Annotated in this window: 20 protein-coding genes; 9 read left to right on the top strand and 11 right to left on the bottom strand. The window is 64.5% G+C overall.

Annotated elements, in window-relative coordinates; genetic code table 11:
* The gene (locus tag BLT50_RS02700) at positions 1–891 is read right to left on the bottom strand and encodes a fructose bisphosphate aldolase (protein ID WP_090027030.1); all 891 of its coding nucleotides are present in this window, start codon (positions 889–891) and stop codon (positions 1–3) included.
* Positions 892–984: 93 nt separating this feature from the next.
* Entirely contained in the window at positions 985–2,175 is a 1,191-nt protein-coding gene (locus BLT50_RS02695) for a phosphoglycerate kinase (RefSeq protein ID WP_090026208.1), read from the bottom strand.
* 129 nt (positions 2,176–2,304) lie between these two features.
* Here BLT50_RS02695 and BLT50_RS02690 point away from each other — a divergent pair, with 129 nt between their 5' ends.
* Genes BLT50_RS02690 through BLT50_RS02680 form a run of 3 tightly spaced genes read left to right on the top strand, consistent with a single transcriptional unit; the run spans position 2,305 to position 4,077 of the window.
* Positions 2,305–2,811 (top strand): peptidylprolyl isomerase, encoded by a 507-nt coding sequence (locus BLT50_RS02690; protein ID WP_090026206.1) that lies wholly within the window; start codon positions 2,305–2,307, stop codon positions 2,809–2,811.
* On the top strand, positions 2,804–3,349 hold the full coding sequence (locus BLT50_RS02685; RefSeq protein ID WP_090026203.1) for a peptidylprolyl isomerase: 546 nt from the start codon (positions 2,804–2,806) through the stop codon (positions 3,347–3,349). Before BLT50_RS02690 ends, BLT50_RS02685 begins: the two co-directional genes overlap by 8 nt.
* The gene (locus BLT50_RS02680; RefSeq protein ID WP_090026201.1) at positions 3,346–4,077 is read left to right on the top strand and encodes a DUF4336 domain-containing protein; all 732 of its coding nucleotides are present in this window, start codon (positions 3,346–3,348) and stop codon (positions 4,075–4,077) included. Before BLT50_RS02685 ends, BLT50_RS02680 begins: the two co-directional genes overlap by 4 nt.
* 11 nt (positions 4,078–4,088) lie before the next feature.
* On the opposite strand, the gene BLT50_RS02675 is transcribed toward BLT50_RS02680, so the two are convergent.
* Positions 4,089–5,261, bottom strand: coding sequence for a pyridoxal phosphate-dependent aminotransferase (locus BLT50_RS02675; RefSeq protein ID WP_090027028.1), 1,173 nt, complete (start codon positions 5,259–5,261; stop codon positions 4,089–4,091).
* Positions 5,262–5,482: 221 nt separating this feature from the next.
* On the opposite strand from BLT50_RS02675, the gene cysS reads away from it, so the two are divergent.
* The 4 genes from cysS to BLT50_RS02655 all read left to right on the top strand — a co-directional run bounded on the left by cysS (position 5,483) and on the right by BLT50_RS02655 (position 10,345).
* Positions 5,483–6,880, top strand: coding sequence for a cysteine--tRNA ligase (gene cysS, locus BLT50_RS02670; RefSeq protein WP_090026199.1), 1,398 nt, complete (start codon positions 5,483–5,485; stop codon positions 6,878–6,880).
* A 70-nt stretch (positions 6,881–6,950) separates the two neighbouring features.
* Positions 6,951–8,567 (top strand): citramalate synthase, encoded by a 1,617-nt coding sequence (gene cimA, locus BLT50_RS02665; RefSeq protein ID WP_090026196.1) that lies wholly within the window; start codon positions 6,951–6,953, stop codon positions 8,565–8,567.
* 22 nt (positions 8,568–8,589) lie between these two features.
* A complete protein-coding gene (locus BLT50_RS02660; RefSeq protein ID WP_175491374.1) occupies positions 8,590–9,576 on the top strand; it encodes an alpha/beta hydrolase in 987 nt (328 codons plus the stop codon).
* Positions 9,563–10,345: a squalene/phytoene synthase family protein gene (locus BLT50_RS02655; RefSeq protein ID WP_245723260.1), complete on the top strand. Its 783-nt coding sequence runs from the start codon at positions 9,563–9,565 to the stop codon at positions 10,343–10,345. Before BLT50_RS02660 ends, BLT50_RS02655 begins: the two co-directional genes overlap by 14 nt.
* 54 nt (positions 10,346–10,399) lie before the next feature.
* Here BLT50_RS02655 and BLT50_RS02650 read toward each other — a convergent pair whose 3' ends face one another.
* A complete protein-coding gene (locus tag BLT50_RS02650; RefSeq protein WP_175491373.1) occupies positions 10,400–11,053 on the bottom strand; it encodes an invasion associated locus B family protein in 654 nt (217 codons plus the stop codon).
* A gap of 465 nt (positions 11,054–11,518) precedes the next feature.
* Between BLT50_RS02650 and BLT50_RS02645 the strand changes: the two genes are divergently transcribed.
* Positions 11,519–13,072: a helicase HerA-like domain-containing protein gene (locus BLT50_RS02645; protein ID WP_090027024.1), complete on the top strand. Its 1,554-nt coding sequence runs from the start codon at positions 11,519–11,521 to the stop codon at positions 13,070–13,072.
* A 102-nt stretch (positions 13,073–13,174) separates the two neighbouring features.
* Here the strand turns inward: BLT50_RS02645 and BLT50_RS02640 are convergent, their stop codons facing one another.
* From BLT50_RS02640 to BLT50_RS02615, 6 genes are all read right to left on the bottom strand, one after another.
* Positions 13,175–14,479, bottom strand: a complete 1,305-nt coding sequence (locus tag BLT50_RS02640; RefSeq protein ID WP_090026190.1) for a branched-chain amino acid ABC transporter permease — start codon at positions 14,477–14,479, stop codon at positions 13,175–13,177.
* Positions 14,476–15,486: a branched-chain amino acid ABC transporter permease gene (locus tag BLT50_RS02635; protein WP_090026188.1), complete on the bottom strand. Its 1,011-nt coding sequence runs from the start codon at positions 15,484–15,486 to the stop codon at positions 14,476–14,478. The genes BLT50_RS02640 and BLT50_RS02635 overlap by 4 nt, the downstream gene beginning before the upstream one ends.
* 4 nt (positions 15,487–15,490) lie before the next feature.
* The gene (locus BLT50_RS02630; RefSeq protein WP_090026186.1) at positions 15,491–16,318 is read right to left on the bottom strand and encodes an ABC transporter ATP-binding protein; all 828 of its coding nucleotides are present in this window, start codon (positions 16,316–16,318) and stop codon (positions 15,491–15,493) included.
* A gap of 94 nt (positions 16,319–16,412) precedes the next feature.
* Positions 16,413–17,204, bottom strand: coding sequence for an ABC transporter ATP-binding protein (locus BLT50_RS02625; RefSeq protein ID WP_090027023.1), 792 nt, complete (start codon positions 17,202–17,204; stop codon positions 16,413–16,415).
* Positions 17,205–17,298: 94 nt separating this feature from the next.
* Complete coding sequence (locus tag BLT50_RS02620) at positions 17,299–18,480, bottom strand: ABC transporter substrate-binding protein (protein WP_090026184.1); 1,182 nt, start codon at positions 18,478–18,480, stop codon at positions 17,299–17,301.
* A 94-nt stretch (positions 18,481–18,574) separates the two neighbouring features.
* Positions 18,575–18,802: a hypothetical protein gene (locus BLT50_RS02615; RefSeq protein WP_090026182.1), complete on the bottom strand. Its 228-nt coding sequence runs from the start codon at positions 18,800–18,802 to the stop codon at positions 18,575–18,577.
* Positions 18,803–18,968: 166 nt separating this feature from the next.
* On the opposite strand from BLT50_RS02615, the gene BLT50_RS02610 reads away from it, so the two are divergent.
* Positions 18,969–20,072 (top strand): PQQ-dependent sugar dehydrogenase, encoded by a 1,104-nt coding sequence (locus BLT50_RS02610; RefSeq protein ID WP_090026179.1) that lies wholly within the window; start codon positions 18,969–18,971, stop codon positions 20,070–20,072.
* Between the two features lie 34 nt (positions 20,073–20,106).
* Here the strand turns inward: BLT50_RS02610 and BLT50_RS02605 are convergent, their stop codons facing one another.
* Positions 20,107–21,069 carry a GlxA family transcriptional regulator gene (locus tag BLT50_RS02605; protein WP_245723259.1) on the bottom strand — a complete coding sequence of 321 codons (963 nt, stop codon included), beginning with the start codon at positions 21,067–21,069 and terminating at the stop codon, positions 20,107–20,109.
* Positions 21,070–21,179: the final 110 nt, after the last annotated feature.

Genomic DNA, 21,179 nt, shown 5'->3' with positions numbered 1-21,179 from the left:
TCAGCCCGCGACCGATGCGTCGTAGATGCCGTCGATGGCTGCCGCGATAGTGGCGTTGAATTCCTCGTCGGACTGCTGCGCGCTCAGACCCTCGGTCAGGGCGCGGCTGAAGCTGGCAATCATGCCGGTGTTCTGGGCCAGGCGGGCGTTGGCCTCGTCGCGGCTATAGCCGCCCGACAGCGCGACGACACGCATCACGCGCGGATGCTCGACCAGCGGTTTGTATAGGTTCGGCTGTTCGGGCAGGGTCAGTTTCAGCATCACCTGCGCGTCCTCGGGCAGCGCATCCAGATAGGCGCCAATATCGTTCAGAAGGATATCTTCGGCCTCGGCCTTGTCCGCGATCGAGATCGTCACCTCGGGTTCGATGATCGGCACCAGCCCATGCGCCAGGATCTGGCGGCCTATGTCGAATTGCTGTGCCACCACGGCGCGGATTCCGGGGGCCGATGCCGCGTTGATGACCGAGCGCATCTTGGTGCCGAAAATGCCGGCCGCAACCGCCCGCGTCAGCAGCGCGTCGAGATCGGGCATCGGTTTCATCAGTTGTACGCCGTCGCGTTCGTCGTCGAGCCCCTTGTCAACTTTCAGAAACGGCACGACACCCCGCTTTTCCCACATGAATTGCGGTGTGGGCATGCCGTCCATGTCGCGGTCCATGGTCATTTCGAACAGGATCGCGCCGATCACCTTGTCGCCGGTAAAGGCGGGCGCCTTGGCGATGCGGGTGCGCATTTCGTGGACGAGATCGAACATCTGTTCGTCACCGTCATAGGCATCTTCGGACACGCCATAAAGCCGCAGCGCCTTGGGCGTCGATCCGCCCGACTGGTCCAGTGCCGCGATAAAGCCCTGACCTTTGCGAATTTGCTCTGCCTGTGCCGCGTTCATGGTCATATGTCCCTATTCTTCTTCAAATTTATGCCCGCATGTGAATACGCCAGCGGTGCGGGTGATGCAAATATGCTTGATGTTTTACGGTACTCAGGCCGCCTGTTCCAGCGCGGCGACGCCGGGCAGCAGCTTGCCCTCCATCCACTCCAGGAATGCGCCGCCGGCGGTCGAGATATAGGTGAAGTCATCCGCCGCGCCGGCCTTGTTCAACGCAGCGACCGTATCGCCGCCGCCGGCCACCGATACCAGCGCGCCCTCGGCGCTCAGCTCGGCGGCGCGCTTCGCAGCGGCGTTGGTGGCCGTGTCGAAGGGCGCGATTTCGAAGGCGCCCAGCGGGCCGTTCCAGATCAGCGTCTTCGCGGCCTCCAGCGCGGTGATGATCCGTGCCACCGATTTCGGTCCGGCATCCAGGATCATCGCGTCCTCGGGGCAATCCGTGGCCGGGACGGTTTCGTTCTCGGCGCCTTCCGCGAATTCGCGGGCGACCACGACGTCGATGGGCAGGATGATCTCGCAGCCGGTGGCCTGCGCCTTGGCCATGATCTCGGATGCGGTGCCTGTCATGTCATGTTCGCACAGCGACTTGCCCACGCCGATGCCCTGCGCGGCCAGAAAGGTGTTGGCCATGCCGCCGCCGATCACCAGGCTGTCGACCTTTTCCACGAGGTTGCCCAGCAATTCCAGCTTGGTCGATACCTTGGCCCCGCCGACCACGGCCATCACGGGCCGGGCCGGGTGCCCGAGCGCGGCTTCGAGCGCCTCGAGCTCGGCCTGCATCAGGCGGCCCGCGCAGGACGGCAGCAGCCGCGCCAGTCCCTCGGTCGAGGCATGGGCGCGGTGCGCGGCGGAAAACGCGTCGTTGCAGTAGACATCGCCCAGTTTCGCCAGCCGGGCGGCGAATTCGGGGTCGTTGGCCTCTTCGCCGGGATGGAAGCGGATGTTTTCCAGCAGCAGCACATCGGCGGCACGCGCCTCTTCGGTCAGGTTCTCGGCGGCATCGAGCGTTTCGATGAAACGCACCTTGCGGCCGAGCTTCTGCTCAAGCACCGGCACGCAGACCCGCAGGGTCATGTCCAGCACGACCTTGCCCTTGGGACGGCCGAAATGCGCGATCAGCATCGGGTGGCCGCCCTTGGCCAGGATGTCGCGCACCGTGGGTACGATGCGTTCTATGCGGGTGGCGTCGGTGACGCGGCCATTTTCCACCGGTACGTTGATATCGACGCGCACGAGCACGCGCTTGCCCGCCAGATCCATGTCATCCAGTGTCTTCCAGGCCATGATCGCAATCCCTCGTACCGGTTGTTTGCGGGTTCTCATGGCGTGATGCCGCGCAGCCGTCAACCTCTGCGCTTGGCTTTCCCGGCGCGCGCGCCTAGGTTTGCGCAAACATCTGAAAAGGAGCGCCATATGGCCGAGATCAAGGACCCCGAAAACACCATCCTGATGGAATTGAAGGGTGGTACCGTCACCATCGAATTGCTGCCCGACGTGGCACCGAAGCACTGCGAGCGCATGAAGGAACTGGCGCGTTCGGGCCAGTATGACAACGTGGCCTTTCACCGGGTGATCGACGGGTTCATGGCGCAGACGGGCGACGTGGCCCATGCCAACATGGAAAACGGCTGGAACCCGGCGCGCGCGGGGACCGGCGGGTCGGACCTGCCGGACCTGCCGGCCGAGTTTTCCAAACTGCCGCACGATCGCGGCACACTGGGCGCGGCACGCTCGGCCAACCCGAATTCGGCCAACAGCCAGTTCTTCATCAACTTCAAGGACAACCATTTCCTGAACGGCCAATACACCGTCTATGGCCGCGTTATTGCAGGGATGGAACATGTCGATGCGATCACCCGCGGCGAGCCGCCGGCAAGCCCCGACCGCATGATCTCGGTCAAGGTGGCCGCCGATGCGTAAACTTGCATTCGCGCTGGCGCTGCTGGCGACGCCCGCCGCCGCGACGGGCATCGAAATCGAGGTCGAGGGCGAGGCAAACGGCACCATCGTCATCGACCTGCTGGAGGACGTGGCGCCGGCCCATGCCGAAAGGATTGCGGCACTGGCCGCCGAGGGCGCGTATGACGGGGTGGTGTTTCACCGCGTGATCGACGGTTTCATGGCGCAGACCGGCGACGTGAAGTTCGGCAGGATCGGTGAAGACATGCGCATGGCCGGAATGGGCGGGTCGGGCAAGCCCGACCTCAAGGCCGAATTCTCGGACGTGCCGTTCGATCGCGGGGTGGTGGGCATGGCCCGGTCGCAAGACCCCGACAGCGCCAACAGCCAGTTCTTCATCATGTTCGACGAAGGCTATTTCCTGAACGGTCAATATACGGTCGTCGGCCGCGTGACCGAAGGGATGGACGTGGTGGACGCCATCAAGCGCGGCAAGGGCCGCAACGGCGCTGTGATCGGCCAGCCCGACGTGATGAAAAAGGTCACCGTCACCGAATGAGCGACCCGACCTATCCGCCGCTCGATGAGCCCAAGCCCGTGGCGCGGGACATCTGGGTGGTGGATGGGCCGATCATCCGCTTTTACAAGATGCCGTTTTCCACCCGCGCCACCATCGTGCGTCTGGAGAACGGCGATATCTGGCTGCATTCGCCCACCCGTTGGTCGCGTGACTTGCAGCAGAAGATCGAGGCGCTCGGCCCGATCCGCCATCTGATCGCTCCGAACTGGATCCATTACGCCTATGTCGCCGACTGGCAGGCGGCGTTGCCGGATGCGCATGTCTGGGCGGCGCCTGGCGTGGCCGGGCGCGCGGCCTCGCACGGGGTGGATATCCGCATCGACCATGACCTGACGCAGGACGCGCCGCCAGAGTGGGCCGGGCAGATCGACCAGATGATCGTAGAGGGCAGTCGGCTCCATCGCGAGGTGGTGTTCTTTCACCGCGCGTCCGACACGCTGATCCTGACCGACCTGATCGAGAATTTCGAACCCGCGAAGCTGCCCTGGTGGTTTCGGCCGCTGGCATGGCTGGGTGGGGTCAGCGAACCGGGGGCGATGCCGCGCGACATGCGCGCCAGCTTTGCCGGGCACACGGACCAGTTGCGCGCACAGGTCCAGCGCATGATCGACTGGGCGCCGACGCGCGTGATCCTGGCCCATGGGCGCTGGTATCGCGAGGGCGGCACCGACGAGTTGCACCGCGCCTTTTCCTGGCTTCTCGACTGACCGGCCGGGCGCTATCGCGCCAGGTCGCCTGCCATGTCGACCAGCGTCTGGAACGCCTCGGCAAAGCGCGCGTCCTCGACCGTCAGCGCGACGCGGATATGACCCGCCGGCGCGCGGCCGAAACTTTCGCCGGGCATCACCGCGATCTTGTGGGTGTCGAGCAGCTTTTCGGCGAACTCGATCCCGCTCAGGCCCGTGGCGCGGATATCCAGCATCATGTACATCGCGCCCTGCGGCGGCAGCGCGCGGATCGCGTTCTGCCGGCCCAGAACGTCCAGCGCGATGGCCCGTCTGCGGGCAAAGGGGGCGGCGATCTCACGTTCCAGCCCGGCACCTTCGTTCAGGGCGAAAAGGGCGGCATCCTGGATGAAACCGGGCACGCCATAGGTGGTGTGGATGGCAAGGTTGGCGAGATAGCGGATCGCCGGCGCGGGCCCGACCAGCCAGCCGATGCGGCTGCCCGTCATGGCATGGCTTTTCGACATCGAGCCGACGACGAGCGTGCGGTCGGCCATGCCGGGCAGGGCGCGCGGGCTGACATGGGCGCCGTCCCAGACCTGGGTGTCGTAGACCTCGTCGGAAATGAGCCACAGGTCGTGGTCCAGGCAGACCTGCGCGATCCCGTCGAGCGTTGCGCGCGAATAGACCGCGCCGGTCGGATTGTTGGGTGTGTTGACCAGCAGGCTTTTCGCGCCCGGTGCGGCCGCGGCCAGATCGGCGGCGCGGGGCTGGAACGCGTCCTCGGCATGGGCGGCCACGGCAACGGGCCTTGCGCCCACGCCGCGGATGGTGCCGGGGTAGGTGGCGTAATAGGGGTCGATGAACAGGGCGCGGTCGCCCTCGTCGCAAACGGCGTGATGCGCGGCGAACAGCGCCGATTGCCCGCCGGGGGTGATCAGCACGTTGGCGCGGGTCGTTTCGACGCCGGTGCGCGCCTGCACGCGGGCGGCCACCGCATCGCGCAATTCGTCGGTGCCCGCCATCATCGCGTAACCGGTGTGACCGCCGCGGGCCGCGCGATCCATCGCGGCCAGGATCGACGGATCGGTGCGGATGTCATGTTCGCCAATCGTCAGTTCGACAACCGGTTCGCCCGCATCCACCATCGCGCGCGCCTTGAAGAACAAGTCCCAGCCGTCGCCCTCGGCGCCGACCATTCCTGTGATCCTGCTCGACAGTTTCATGGCACGGCCCCTTTCGGTTTGATCAAATTCCGTGCCGACCATGGCCGCGTCGATTCCGCTTGGCAAGGGCCGGGCAGGGGCGTAATGTCACGTCCCATGAACGGCACCTGCATCATCTGCATCTGCATTACCTGCTGAGATATCTCGGCGGGCCGTTCCTTCTTTCCCTTGCGCATCGAAGTTGCTAAGCCCGCCGCGGACGCCCGCGTGTGAGGACAGACATGACCGAAATCCGGCTCTACAACACGAAAACCCGCCAGAAAGAGCGGTTCCAGCCGATCGACCCCGACAATGTGCGCATGTATGTCTGCGGGCCAACGGTCTATGACCGCGCGCATCTGGGCAATGCACGCCCGGTGATCGTGTTCGACGTGCTCTACCGCCTGTTGCGCCATGTATATGGGCCGGATCACGTCACCTACGTGCGCAATTTCACCGACGTGGACGACAAGATCAACGCCACCGCGCTGGCCCGGAAAGAGGCTGGCGCCAAGGGAACGCTGGAAGAGCTGATCGCCGAACGGACCGAGGAAACCATTGCCTGGTATCACGCTGACATGTGCGAGCTCCGCACCCTGCGGCCCGACCGCGAGCCGCGCGCGACGCAATGGATCGGCGCGATGATCGCCATGATCGAAGATCTGATCGCAAAGGGCCACGCCTATGCCGCCGAGGGCCATGTGCTGTTCTCGGTCGACAGCTACCGCGACTACGGCAAGCTGTCGGGCCGGTCGGTCGATGACATGATCGCCGGCGCGCGGGTCGAGGTCGCGCCCTACAAGCGCAACCCGATGGATTTCGTGCTGTGGAAACCGTCTTCGGACGACCTGCCGGGCTGGGACAGCCCCTGGGGCCGGGGGCGTCCGGGCTGGCATATCGAATGCTCGGCCATGGCCTATGAGCTGCTGGGCGAGACGTTCGACATCCACGGCGGCGGGATCGACCTGCAGTTCCCGCACCACGAGAACGAGATCGCGCAAAGCTGCTGCGCCCATCCCGAGGGCGGGTTCGCGCGGTTCTGGTTGCATAACGAGATGCTGCAGGTCGAGGGCAAGAAGATGTCCAAGAGCCTGGGCAACTTCTTTACCGTGCGCGACCTGCTGGACCAGGGCGTGCCGGGCGAGGTGATCCGCTTCGTCATGCTGTCCACGCATTACCGCAAACCGATGGACTGGACCGAGAAGAAGCGGGAAGAGGCGGAACGGACGCTGCGGAAGTGGTATGCACAGGCCGCCACCGCGATCGGTAACGGCGCACCCTATCAAGGCGTCGTCGCGGCGCTTTCGGATGATCTGAACACCGCGCAGGCCATCGCGGAATTGCACCAGCTTTCACTGGCCGATGACGCGACAACCCTTCGTCACAGTCTGCAGTTTCTCGGGTTCATGGGCGGTGATGTGCCGGATTGGGCCTCGGTTCCCGCGGCGGACCTCGCGGCGCTCGCCGAAAGGTTGGCGTCGGCGCGGGCCGACGCGATGGCGACCAAGGATTTCGGCCAGGTCGACGCGATGAAATCCGCGCTTCTGGCCGCGGGTGTTGAGGTGCGCATGTCCAAGGATGGGGTCGATCTGGTGCCCGGCCCGGATTTCGACCCGGCCAAGCTGGAGGGGCTGCTGTGATGGTTTCCCTTGCTGATCAGAGGGCCGCAAGCGCCCCGGGCTTTGACCTCTCCAACCCGGAGGTTCAGGCATGACCCGCGATCGCCTCTACATCTACGACACCACGCTGCGCGACGGGCAGCAGACGCAGGGTGTGCAGTTCTCGACCGCCGAAAAGATCAAGATCGCGGCCTCGCTGGATGCCTTGGGGGTCGATTACATCGAAGGCGGCTGGCCCGGTGCGAACCCCACCGACAGCGCGTTTTTCGATGCCCGGCCCGACACGCGCGCGCGGTTCACCGCCTTCGGCATGACCAAGCGCGCGGGCCGGTCGGCGGAAAACGACGATGTGCTGGCCGCCGTGCTGAACGCGGGCACGCCCGCCGTCTGCCTTGTCGGCAAGACGCATGATTTTCACGTCACCACTGCGCTTGGCATCACGCTGGAGGAAAACCTCGAAAGCATCCGCGCCAGCGTCGCGCATGTGGTGGGCCAGGGGCGCGAGGCGCTGTTCGACGCCGAGCATTTCTTTGACGGCTGGAAGGCCAACCCGGACTATGCGCTGGATTGCCTCAATTCCGCGCTGACGTCCGGTGCGCGCTGGATCGTGCTGTGCGACACCAACGGCGGCACGCTGCCCGACGAGGTGGGCCGCATCACCGCCGATGTGATCGCCGCCGGCATCCCCGGCGACCGGCTGGGCATCCATTGCCACAACGACACCGAAAACGCGGTTGCCTGTTCGCTGGCGGCGGTCGATGCGGGTGCGCGGCAGATCCAGGGCACGCTGAATGGTCTGGGCGAACGCTGCGGCAATGCCAACCTGACCACGCTGATCCCGACGCTGCTGCTCAAGGAACCCTATGCCAGCCGCTATGACACCGGCATCACGCCCGAGGCTCTGCAGGGCCTGACACGGATCAGCCGGCAGCTTGACGACATCCTGAACCGCGTGCCGCTGCGCCAGGCGCCCTATGTCGGCGCCAGCGCCTTTGCGCACAAGGCCGGGCTGCATGCCAGTGCGATCCTGAAAGATCCCAGCACCTACGAACATATCGACCCCGCCCTTGTGGGCAACGCGCGCATCGTGCCGATGTCGAACCAGGCGGGCCAGTCGAACCTGCGCCGCCGCCTGTCCGAGGCCGGGATCGAGGTGCCAAAGGACAGCCCCGCGCTGGCCCGCATCCTCGATATCGTCAAGGACCGCGAAGCGCAGGGATACACCTATGACAGCGCGCAGGCGTCATTCGAGTTGCTGGCGCGGGGCGAGCTGGGGCAGTTGCCCGAGTATTTCGAGGTCAAGCGCTACAAGGTCACGGTCGAGCGGCGCAAGAACAAGTACAACCGCATGGTCAGCCTGTCCGAAGCGGTCGTGGTGGTGAAGGTCGACGGCGAAAAGAAACTGTCGGTCAGTGAATCGCTGGACGAGGCGGGCAGCGACCGCGGCCCGGTTAACGCACTGGCGCGCGCGCTTGCCAAGGATCTGGGGCGCTATTCCGACCTGATCGCGGATATGCGGCTTGTCGATTTCAAGGTGCGTATCACCCAAGGCGGCACCGACGCCGTGACGCGCGTGATCATCGACAGCGAAGACAGCGCCGGTCGGCGCTGGTCGACGGTTGGCGTCAGCCCCAACATCGTCGATGCATCCTTTGACGCCCTGCTGGACGCGATCGTCTGGAAGCTGTTGCGCGAAACCGGGGCCTAGGCCATGCGGGCAGGGGATCGCGATGCTGGGTAAGGTGCTGATCTTTGTCGCGGTATCCTGTGCGGTCTATCTTGCGATTGCCCTGGGACTGATCGTGTCACAGCGCCCGGGTGCCCTGCCGCAGGGCAAGTCCCTCGATTTTGGCAAGCTGATCGCCGGCCGCACGGCGTCATCGGGCGAGGCCGGGCTGCGCCGGGGCACTGTCACCACCCCCGACTGCTACGCGCATCCCATCACCTATGCGGGCGAGGGCGATGCCACCAAGCCGCTGGTCATCCTCGTGCATGGGTCCGGGTGGCACGGTGCGCAGTTCGACCGGCTGGCCTGGTCGCTGAGCGACGTTGCCGAGTTGCGCGCCGTCACGCTGCGCGGCCATGGCGCGGACCCGGAACGCCGCGGCGACGTGGGGTATATCGGCCAGTTAGAGGATGATCTTGCGCACATCATCGGCGATGCCGCCGGCCGCAAGGTGGTGCTGTTGGGGCATTCCTCGGGTGGCGGGCTGGTGGTGCGGTTTGCCGGCGGACCGCATGGCGCGAAGATCGACGCCGCGATCCTGCTGGCGCCGTTTCTGCAATACGACGCGCCCGTGACACGGCCCAATTCCGGTGGCTGGGCGCATCCGCTGACGCGCCGCGTCATCGGCCTTTCGATGCTGAACGCAGTGGGGATTCATGCGCTGGATCACCTGACGGTGATCCAGTTCGCGATGCCGCGCACGGTTCTGGACGGCCCGCTTGGGCACACCGCGACCACAGCCTATAGCTGGCGGCTCAACCAATCCTACGCGCCCCGGCGCGATTATCTTGCCGACGTCGCGTCCTTGCCGCCATTCCTGCTGATCGCCGGCCAAGCGGACGAAAGCTTTGTCGCCGAAGGGTACGAGCCGCTGATGTCTGGCGCGACCGCGAAGGGGCGCTACCATGTGCTGCCGGGTGCGGGGCATCTGGACGTGGTGGACGATCCGCGCACCGAAACGCTGATACGGGACTTTCTTGGTGATCTCTGACGACCTCAACGCTTGTGCGGGCCTTGTCGAACGGGGCGATATGGAACGGTTCATGGCCGCCATGGCGGCCCCGCCGGCCGCGCGCGACGTGCTGTTCCCGTTATATGCCTTCAATGTCGAGGTAAGCCGCGCGCCCTGGGTTACGCAAGAGCCGATGATCGCCGAAATGCGCCTGCAATGGTGGCGCGATGCGCTGGACGAGATCGCGCGCGGCGACACGCCCCGCCGGCACGAGGTCGTCAGCCCTCTGTCGGCGATCCTGGACGATCCTGCCTGCGCCGTTCTGGACCGGCTGGTTCTTGCGCGGCGCTGGGATATCTACCGCGATCCGTTCGAGGATGCCGCCGCGTTCGACACGTTCCTGGACGATACCGCGGGCGGGCTGATGTGGGTCGCGGCGCGCGCCCTTGGCGCACCGGACGCAGCCGAACAGACCGTTCGCGATATCGGTTTTGCGCATGGTCTTGTCGCCTGGTTCCGCGCGATCCCCGCGCTCGAGGCGGCGGGCCGGGTGCCGCTGGTGGATGGCCGCCCCGAGGCGGTGGCCGGGCTTGCGCGCCGCGCCCTTGACCGCTTGGGTCAGGCGCGCAAGACGCAGACCGCCTTGCCGCGCGCGTCCCGCGCAGCGCTGTTGCCGGCATGGAAATCCGCGCCGATCCTGCGCGCTGTGGCGAAAGATCCGGCGCGTGTTTCTGCGGGGGCGATGGATCTGTCCGAGGCAGGATCGCGGCTGCGGCTGATCCTTGCGGCTGGGCGCGGGCGGATATGAAAAGGCCCGGATGCTGCGGCATCCGGGCCTGTCGTGCGGGTATCGCCGATAGGATCAGTTGGCGGCGGTGACCGTCGCCATGTCGAATGCAGCGGTAAAGCCCTTGAGCGACATGTCCAGCTCCAGCGGTTTGTCCGGTGTGACAAAGGGCGTCAGGCTGACGGTAGCCTTTGCGCCGCGCTTGAACGCGCTGATGTCTTCGGCAGTAAAGCCGATGCGCGCGTAACACCCCAGCGGGTCGCAAACGGCGAAGGGATACCGTTTGGCCTGTCCGCCATCCACACGGATCGTCAACTGCGCGGTCAGCAGCGTTTCCAGAGGCACGGCAACCAGGGCGCCGGCAACAGCGCGCTGGCCTTCGGGAAGCTTGAAGATCCGCACGTTCGAAACGGTGTTGCCATTCGCATCTGCCAGCGACTGGAACAATTGACATGGCTCTTCCTGGCCTTCGGGAACGCGGATGCATTCCATCGCCCAGTCATCGACCATCTCGCGCAGGTAGGGCGTGCCGGGCGCGTTCGGATCCTGGATGTTCTCGCCCATCTGAAGTTCGCCGCCCTGCTGCGCCGCTTCGGCCCCGACGACGGATTGCGGGTTCTCTTCGGATTGCGCGGCGTCACCTTCCTGCGTGCCGGTCTGCTGTGCGATTGCGGCAAGCGGCGTGGAAAGAAGCGCGATAATGGAAAGCGTGGAAAGCAGTCTGGGCATGGTATCCCCGTTTTTCGTGTCACAAATCGTTGGGCGCGGCTTAGCATGACGCGCGGGGCTTGTCAGGCGCGAAATCGCCGCAAGCCCAAGTGTGCGTGCGAAATTCCGCCAAGGCGCAGGGCGAACCGTCCACATGAAAAAAGAGGCCCGAAAGGCCTCTTTTTCCTTGTTTTTCACTCCCCGTCGGACTGGCCGACTTAGTCATTGATCGGACGCTAGGATGTTTCCCCCGTCCGGTCAACAGCCAATAGATCACAATTTGCGCAGCGGCCGGCCGACAACCGCCGGCACATGTCGCAGATGCTGAAAAAAGCCGCATCCCGAAGGATGCGGCCAGTCTGACAGGGAGGAAGTCGGCCCGCGCCGAAAGTGGACATGTGGCAACGGGCGCAATTCACTCTGGCATGGTGGGGTTAAGATTGTATGGTCGGGTCCGAACGGTTGTGGTCGAAAGGGGCTGGTCGCGTGGAAAACGGTATTTTCATTGGTGGCGGTGGCGAGAATTACGGCGAAAAGCAGTATCTCGCGCTGGGATATGCAAACCGTCACGGGCTTGTGGCCGGGGCGACGGGGACGGGCAAGACCGTCACGCTGCAGATCCTGGCGGAAGGGTTTTCCGCGGCGGGCGTTCCGGTGATCCTGTCGGACGTGAAGGGCGATCTTTCAGGGCTTGCCGTGGCGGGCGATCCGGCCGGCAAGCTGCATGCGCCCTTCATGGAGCGCAACGCCAAGATCGGGTTCGACGATTTCACCTATGACCGGTTTCCCGTCACGTTCTGGGATCTGTTCGGTGAGCAGGGCCACCCGATCCGCACGACGGTGGCCGATATGGGGCCGCTCCTGCTGTCGCGTCTGCTGGAACTGTCAGAGGCGCAGGAGGGTATCCTGAACATCGCCTTCCGCCTGGCCGACGAGCAGGGCATGCCGCTTCTCGATCTCGAAGACCTGCAGGCGCTGCTGGTCTGGGTGGGCGAGAACCGCGAGGATCTGTCGCTGCGCTATGGCAATATCTCCGTCCAGTCGGTCGGCGCGATCCAGCGCAGGTTGCTGGTGCTGGAAAACCAGGGCGGGGCGGATTTCTTTGGCGAACCCGCGTTGGAACTGGCCGACCTGATGCGCACCGATGCCGACGGGCGGGGCATGATCAACATCCTTGCCGCCGACCGGCTGATGGGCAGCCCGCGCCTTTATGCGACGTTCCTTCTGTGGCTTCTGTCCGAGCTGTTCGAGGAACTTCCCGAAGTGGGCGATCCCGACAAGCCCAAGCTGGTCTTCTTCTTCGACGAGGCGCATCTGCTGTTCGACGACGCGCCCAAGGCGCTGGTCGACAAGGTCGAACAGGTCGCGCGTCTGATCCGGTCCAAGGGGGTGGGCGTGTATTTCATTACCCAGAACCCCGCGGACGTGCCCGAGGATATCCTCGGCCAGTTGGGCAACCGCGTGCAGCATGCGCTGCGCGCCTTCACGGCCAAGGACCGCAAGGAATTGCGCATGGCCGCCGAAACCTATCGCGACAACCCGCGCTTCGACACCGAAGAGGCGATCATGCAGGTCGGCGTAGGCGAGGCCGTCACCTCGATGCTGCAGAAAAAAGGCGTGCCCGGCATGGTCGAACGCACGCTGATCCGCCCACCAGCATCCCGCCTCGGGCCGCTCTCCGGGCCGGAACGCCGGGCTGTCATCGACGCCAGCACGCTCAAAGGCAAGTATGAAACGCGGGTGGACCGGGATTCGGCCGCCGAAATCCTCGCGCGCCGCGCAGAAGAGGCCGCCCGCGCCGCGGCTGAAGCCGAAGCCGCCGAAGAAGAGGCCGAGGACGTCACCCTGCGAGAGTTCAACGCCGGCCGCCGTTATACCGCCGACCGGGTCGGGCGGTCCTCCAGCCGCTCGACGCGCAGCAACAGCCGGGGCGACACGCTGGGCGAGGCGCTCGGCAAGGCGCTGGTCAAGGAATTGCGCGGCACCACGGGCCGCCGGATCGTGCGCGGCATCCTGGGCGGGCTGTTCAAGTCGCGCTGATCGCCAGCTCGGGCGCAACGGACGCCCGCCTGACAGCGGATGGAAAAGAAAAGGGCGGGCGCCTCGCGGCCCCGCCCTTTGTTCGTCCTGTCCTTGGGGCGTCTACTTTTCGGGCAGCAGGCCCCGTGGGCTGAACCGCAGCACCAGCAGAAGGATCAGACCCATGGTGAACAGCCGCATATGCGCGGCGCCTTCCAGCATGTGGTCGCGCAGCCAGTAGCCTTCGGACATCCCGCTTGTCAGGGTCTGCATCAGCCACAGGCCGATCGGTTCGACCTGCACCCACAGGAACCAGATCAGGAACCCGCCCAACACGGCCCCAAGGTTGTTGCCCGACCCGCCGACGATCACCATCACCCATACAAGGAAGGTAAAGCGCAGCGGCTGATAGCTGGTCGGCACAAGTTGCCCGTCCAGCGTGGTCATCATCGCGCCCGCGATGCCGCAGATGGCCGAGCCGAGCACAAAGATCTGCAGGTGACGGGCCGTCACGTCCTTGCCCATCGCCTCGGCCGCAACCTCGTTGTCGCGGATGGCGCGCATCATCCGGCCCCAGGGGCTGTGCAGCGCGCGCTGCGCCAGGATCAGTAGAACGATCAGAACCACCGCGAAAAGCGCCGAGTAGGCCAGCTTTACATAAAGCGTCGAGGCCGTGACCGGATCGACGCCAAGGTTGATGGCCCGTTCGACAAAGGCGGGATCGTTCTGCAGGTCGATCTCGTATGGCACGGGGCGGGGCAGGCCGATCACGTTCTTGACGCCCCGGCTCAGCCAGTCCTCGTTCTTCAGGACCGCGATCACGATCTCGGCAATGCCCAGCGTGGCAATCGCCAAGTAGTCGCTTCGCAGACCCAGCGCCGTCTTGCCGATGATCCATGCCGCGCCGGCTGCCAGCAGACCGCCAATGGGCCAGGCGATCAGCACCGGCAGGCCGAGCCCGCCAAGATAGCCGCTGACGGACGGGTTCACGGCCTCGATGGCTTCGACACCACCGTCAAAGACCGTGCGGAAGACGAAAAAGCCCACCAGCAGGACACCGATCAGCGTGATGTTCCTGATCTTGCCCGGCGCCATGGCCTTGTAGGTCAGGATCGTGCCGACGATGGTGGCTGCGCCCAGCAAAAGGCCCAATAGCACCCGTATGCCGCCCGCGGCCCAGGCTTCGTTGGTTGGGGGCATCGCCACGATGACGGCGGCCAGGCCGCCAAGTGCGACAAAGCCCATGATCCCGACGTTGAAAAGCCCGGCAAAGCCCCATTGCAGGTTCACACCCAGCGCCATGACCGCACTGATCAGTCCCAGGTTCAGGATCAGCAACGCCGAGTTCCAGCTTTGAACAAAGCCGGTCCCGATGATCAGCACCGCCACAAGGGCGAATAGCCCGATTGTCTTGACCTTGTCGCTCATACCGCTTTCCCCTTGAAGAGACCGGTGGGTTTGAACAGCAGAACGATCAGCAGGATCGCAAAGCTGACGGCGAATTTGTAGTCCGTGCTCAGCAACTGCACGAGGCCCGACGGTTCGAGCGATTCAGGCAGCATGTAGCCCAGCACCTTTTTCCAGGCGTAAGTCACGAAGACCTCGGAAAAGGCGATCACGAAACCGCCCGCGATCGCACCCAGAGGGCTGCCCAGCCCGCCGACGATGGCGCTGGCGAAAATCGGCAGCAGAAGTTGGAAATAGGTGAATGGCTTGAAGCTCTTGTCCAGGCCGTAAAGAACCCCTGCTATGGTCGCCAGCGCGGCCACGATCAGCCAGGTCACCAGCACGACGCGTTCGGGGTTGATGCCCGACAGCAGCGCCAGATCCTCGTTGTCGGAATAGGCGCGCATGGATTTGCCCGTGCGCGTGCGGTTTAGGAACCAGAACAACAGGGCCACGACGATCACGGCCGTGACCACGGTGATGCCCTGCGTCGATTTCAGCGCCAGACCTTCCTGCAGGCCGGTCATCTCGCGGAATTCTCGGGCGGTGATAATGAACCGTTCGCCATCCGCAAATCGCTGTTCATCGGGCCCGATGATGAAGCGCACGATGCCGTTGAAGATGAACATCACGCCAAGCGAGGCCATCACCAGGATGATCGGCTTTGCCTTTACCTCGCGGTAGAACTTGTAAACCACGCGGTCGGTTGCCAGCACCGCAAGCACACAGGCCGCAATGCCGAATGGCAGGGCCAGAAGGGCCGTCGGCAACGGGCCGAAACTGACTCCGGCGGATTGCAGGGCCCATGTGAACAGGATGGTCGCCATGGTTCCGAACGCCATTGTGTCGCCATGGGCAAAGTTGGAAAAGCGCAGGATGCCGTAGATCAGCGTGACCCCAAGCGCCCCCAGCGCCAGCTGGCTGCCATAGGCAATTGCGGGGATCAGCACGAAATTGGACAGCGCCACGATTGCGTTGAGAATATCCATCACCTCAGCCCCCCAAGAAGGATTTGCGCACTTCGGGATCGGCCAGCAGCTCTTTGCCGGTGCCCGTATAGGCGTTCGCGCCCTGCACCAGAACGTATCCCTTGTCCGCGATGGCCAGCGCCTGGCGGGCGTTCTGTTCGACCATCAGGATCGGCAGTCCGGTGCGGCTGACCTCGATGATGCGGTCGAACAATTCGTCCATCACGATGGGGCTGACGCCTGCCGTCGGTTCGTCCAGCATCAATACCTTGGGCTTGGTCATCAGCGCGCGGCCCACGGCAACCTGCTGACGCTGCCCGCCCGACAATTCGCCCGCCGCCTGGCGGCGCTTGTCGCGCAGGATCGGAAACAGCTCATAGACCTGTTCCATCGTGTCGCGGATGTCGTCGCGGCGGATGAAGGCGCCCATTTCCAGGTTCTCTTCGACCGTCATCGAGGTGAAGATGTTGTTGGTCTGCGGCACGAAGCCCATGCCCTTTTGCACCCGGTCCTGGGGGCTGAGCGCGGTGATGTCCTCACCATCCAGCAGAACCCGGCCCTGGCGCACGTCCAGCATCCCGAAAACGGCCTTCATCGCGGTCGATTTGCCCGCGCCGTTCGGCCCGACGATCACCGCGATCTCGCCCGCGTTCACCGCGATGGTGCAATCGTGCAGGATGTCGGGGCCCTTGCCATAGCCGCCGGTCATCGCCTCGCCGATCAGAAAGGGCGTGTCGCCGTCGACCGGTGTGGCCTTGCCCCCCTTGCGCGTCGGCGTCGAGCCAACCCCGTGGGTCTTGGTGATCGAGCGGTCCTTGTTGCCGCGATCGTTCTGGTACGGGTTGTCACCCATTGCCGTCCCCCGTCTTCTTGTTGCCGGAATTTTCTTGCGGGTGCGGGGTTGCCCCGCCATGCTGGGGCGGGCGTGCCTGCGGCACGCGCCCCGTTTACGCCCCGGTTTCTTCCAGCTTGTCCTTGTTTTTCAGCCCCGTGCCCAGGTAGGCCTCGATCACGTGCTCGTTTGCCTTGATCTCGGCCAGCGTACCTTCGGCCAGAACCTTGCCTTCGGCCATGCAGATCACCGGATCGCAAAGCTTTTCGATGAAATCCATGTCGTGTTCGATCACGACGAATGTATATCCGCGCTCCTTGTTGAGCTGGATGATCGCATCCCCGATCGTGTTCAGAAGCGTCCGGTTCACGCCGGCGCCGACCTCGTCCAGGAAAACGATCTTGGCATCGACCATCATCGTACGGCCCAGTTCCAGAAGCTTTTTCTGCCCGCCCGACACCTGGCCCGCCTTGTGATCGGCCAGGTGGCTGATGGTCAGGAATTCAAGAACCTCGTCGGCCTTGGCGCGCAAGGCGCGTTCTTCGTCAGCGATGCGCTTGCGGCCGAACCAGGTGTCCCACAGCCGTTCGCCCGACTGGTTGCCCGGCACCATCATCAGGTTTTCCCGGCAGCTCATCGAATGGAATTCGTGCGCGATCTGGAAGGTGCGCAGCAGGCCCTTGTGGAACAGCTCGTGCGGGGGCAGGCCGGTGATGTCCTCGCCCTGCATGGTTATGCGGCCCGATGTCGGCGGCAGAACGCCGGCGATCACGTTGAAAAGGGTGGTCTTGCCTGCGCCGTTCGGCCCGATCAGCCCGGTGATCGACCCTTCGGCGATTTCAAGCGACGCGCCATCGACGGCATGAAACCCGCCGAAATGCTTGTGCACGTCCTCGACGACGATCATCTGTCCCATATGTCCCCCGGGATAATCGTGCGATTGCGGATGCAGAATGCCGCGCCCCGGTCTGGCCGGGGCGCGGCGTCGCGTATTTGCCGATTTAGCGGTATTCGACGGTTACGAACTTGCCGTCCTTGATTTCCACAACGCGGTAGCTGCCGGCGGCTTCGCCCGGGCCGATCAGCTCGACGCCGGTGGCGCCGACCAGGTCGACATCCCCGCCATTGGCCAGGATTTCCAGTGCCTTGCCCAGCTCACCGGGGTTGATCTTTTCGCCCGGAGCGTTGGCGACCATTTCCACCTTGTCCTTGTAGACGTTGGGATCGGTCGAACCGGCGGCCTGCATGGCCAGCATGATCAGAGCTGCCGCGTCATAACCTTCGGCGGTATAGGGCGACTGGCTGTCGAACTTGTCGGCACCCATGTCCTGGAAGATCTTGGTGCCGTCGCTGTTGGAGCCCGGAGCCTGACCCTTGGAGCCTTCGATCTCGGTGCCGAACGCATCCGACAGCGACTGGCCGACCATGCCGTCAGGCAGGTGGAAACGATCGAACGCGCCAGTGTCGAGTGCCGAGCGGATGATGCCCGCGCCACCCTGGTCAAGATAACCCGCGACAACCAGCACTTCGCCGCCGGCGGCTGCCAGTGAGGCGACTTCGGCCGAATAGTCTGCCTTGCCGTCTTCGTGTGCGGCCGAGATCGTCACTTCGCCACCTTTGTCGGTGTAGGCGGCGGCGAACGCATCTGCCAGACCCTTGCCGTAGTCGTTGTTGGTATAGGTCACGGCAACCGATTTCACGCCGTCATCCAGCAGGATGTTGGCCATGACTTCGCCCTGGCGCGCATCCGACGGAGCGGTGCGGAAGAACAGGCCGTTGTCTTCGGCGGTGGTCAGCGCGGGGCTGGTGGCCGAGGGCGAGATCATCACGATGCCGTTCGGCACGGCCACGTTGGCCAGGATCGCACCGGTCACACCCGAACAGGTGCCGCCCACGATGCCTTTGACGCCATCGGCGGTGATCGCACGTTCGGCGGCTGCGGTGCCGGCCGATGCGTCGATGCAGGTCGAGTCGCCGCGGACCGGAACGACGGTCATGCCGTTCATGAACTTGCCGCTCGCGTTCACCTCTTCGATCGCCATTTCCATTGCCGAGGCCATCGGGCCGACCAGCGATTCCGTCGGGCCGGTAAAGCCCTGCAGGATGCCGATCTTGACCTCTTCGGCGGCAGCGCCCGACGCCATCAGCGCCACGGCTGCGGTCGCGGTCAGAAATTTCTTCATTGGTTTACTCCCTTGGTTGGTTTGGCCCTACTGTAACGCGGCCATGCTGAACGGACAGGGTGGCCGTTATCCCGGCGCCTTCCGTTTCATTTGCTCAGATTTTGTAACCCTTGTTCCGTTTGACCGGATAGTCGTCGCCCCGGCGTGCGGCTCGCACCGGCACCGGAATAGGGCGCGGCGCTGGCGACAGAAGGGAACGAAGCGACCGCGCCGATTGGCGCATGAGGTCACCCGGTGACGGAATACCGGTCCGGTCGGACTGCGCTGCGCCGGCCCGCAATGTGCCAAGCGCGGCGGTCACCGCCAGAATCAGTGTTTTCATTCCTCGACTCCCCGTTGGAACTTAGGTCCGTTTCGGAGCCTATTCCGACAAATTTGAAAAGAAAAGGCGTTTCGGTAATCCTGCCGCAACGCAAACGCACCGGGGTTGTCCCGGGCCTGCGGCATTCCATCTTAATATGAAACTCGCAGTCTGTCGGAGGAGTTGCATGTTTCGTGCCGCGCTTGTCGCCCTGTCTATTTGTCTTGCCGTGCCCGCCTGGGCCGAGCGTCTCGACAGTCGCGGCGGGCCGATCCAGGCCGATCTGGTGGCCGATGGGTTTTTTGCCCCCTGGTCGCTCGGGTTCCTGCCAGATGGCGGTGTGCTCGTGACCGAACGCGGCGGAACGCTGTGGCATTTGCGGGCCGATGGCAGCAGGGACGAAGTGGCCGGCTTGCCTGGCGATCTGGTCGAAATCGGGCAGGGCGGTTTGCTGGACGTGCTGATCCCGCGCGATTTCGCGACCACGCTCGAGGTTCTGTTCTCGCACGCCGCCCGCCAGCCGGGCGGTGCGGGCACGGCGATCAGCGCAGGCACGCTCAGCGCCGACGGGACGCGTTTGCAGGACGTTCGGCGCCTGTTCGAAATGGCGCCGGGCAGTTCGGGTGGGCGGCATTTCGGCGGGCGGCTGGTCGAAGGGCCCGATGGACGGATCTTCCTGTCGATCGGGGATCGCGGCGACCGGCCTTCGGCGCAGGATGTCGGGCGTCACAATGGCAGCATCATCCGCATCAACCGCGACGGCAGCGTGCCCGCCGACAATCCGTTGGTCGGCCGTGACGGCGCACGGCCGGAAATCTGGACATGGGGGCACCGCAACCCGCAGGGCATGGCGCTCGATGGACGGGGCCGTCTGTGGACCAATGCCCACGGCGCGCGCGGGGGCGACGAGGTGAACCTGATACGCAAGGGGCGCAATTATGGCTGGCCGGTGATCTCCTACGGCCGGCACTATTCCGGCGCAAAGATCGGCGAAGGCACCGCCAAGCCTGGTATGGAGCAGCCGGAATTCTACTGGGATCCGTCGATCGCGCCTTCGGGGATGGTGATCTATTCGGGCAAGCTCTGGCCGGATTGGAAAGGGGATTTCCTGGTCGGCTCGCTCAAGTTCGACATGATCAGCCGCCTGTCCGGTTCACCCCTGCGCGAAATCGAGCGGATCGAGGGCAACGCGACGCTGCGCGTCCGCGACCTGCGCGAGGCGCCCGACGGATCGATCTGGATGATCTCGGAAGCCAACGGTGCGATCTACCGCCTGACGCCGGCGCGCTGAAACCGCGCGCTTTCGACGCCAAACCGCGCGGGTTTCAGATCGACAGACGCGCGCCCTGGCTTCCGCGTTCGCGGTAGGGGGTGGTGTTGTAATGCGCCCGGTAGCATTTCGAGAAATGAGAGGGCGAGGCAAAGCCGCACGCCAACGCCACGTTGATCACGCTCATGTCGGTCTGCATCAGCAGGTTGCGGGCCTTCTGCAGCCGCAATTCCATGTAATAGCGCTTGGGGCTGCGGTTGAGGTAGCGCCGGAAAAGCCGTTCCAACTGCCGGGTCGACATGCCGACCTCTTTTGCCAGGATCGAGGGGCTGATCGGCTCCTCGATATTCTGTTCCATCTTCTGGATCACCTGGCTCAGCTTGGGGTGGCGTACGCCGATACGCGTGGGAACACTCAGGCGCTGGGTGTCCTGGTCGGTGCGGATCGAGGAATAGATCTGCTGGTCGGCCACCAGATTGGCGATTTCCTCACCATGATCGTCGGCCACCAGCTTCAGCATAAGGTCGATCGAGGACGTCCCGCCGGCGGTCGTCATCCGGTTGCCATCGATCACAAAGACCGACTTGGTCAGCGTGACCTCGTCGAACTCCTCAGCGAAGCTGTCCTGGTTTTCCCAGTGGATCGTCGCGCGCTTGCCATCCAGAAGCCCGGCCCGCGCCAGCGTGTAGGCCGCGGTGCACAGCCCGCCCAGGCGCAGGCCCTTGCGTGCCTCGCGGCGCAGCCAGCTGAGCATGCGTTTTGTCGTCGCTTTTTGTACGTTGATGCCGCCACAAACCAGAACGGTGTCGTCGCGCGACAGTTCGATCAGGTCGTCGTCCAGCTTGAATTCCGTGCCTGCCGAACAGCTTGCGGTTTCGCCACCTTCGCCGATCAGTTTCCATTCATAGGCCTGCTGCCCGATCATGCGATTGGCGATGCGCAGGCATTCCAGCGCCGATGCAAAGCTGAGCAAGGTGAAGTTATCCAGCAAAACAAAGACGAAACGCCGTTTTGTCACGGGCGTTGGCACGGTGTTTTGCGGTGGCGTTTTGGCAGACATTTTCTTCCCGCGCGCGAATGTTGTCGGGCAGTTAGCCCGCTTTGGCAGACAGGATCAAGGGGCAGGGG

This window comes from Lutimaribacter saemankumensis (genome assembly GCF_900100005.1).
Lineage (GTDB): Bacteria > Pseudomonadota > Alphaproteobacteria > Rhodobacterales > Rhodobacteraceae > Lutimaribacter > Lutimaribacter saemankumensis.
This window is presented reverse-complemented; position numbering and strand designations above follow the sequence as displayed.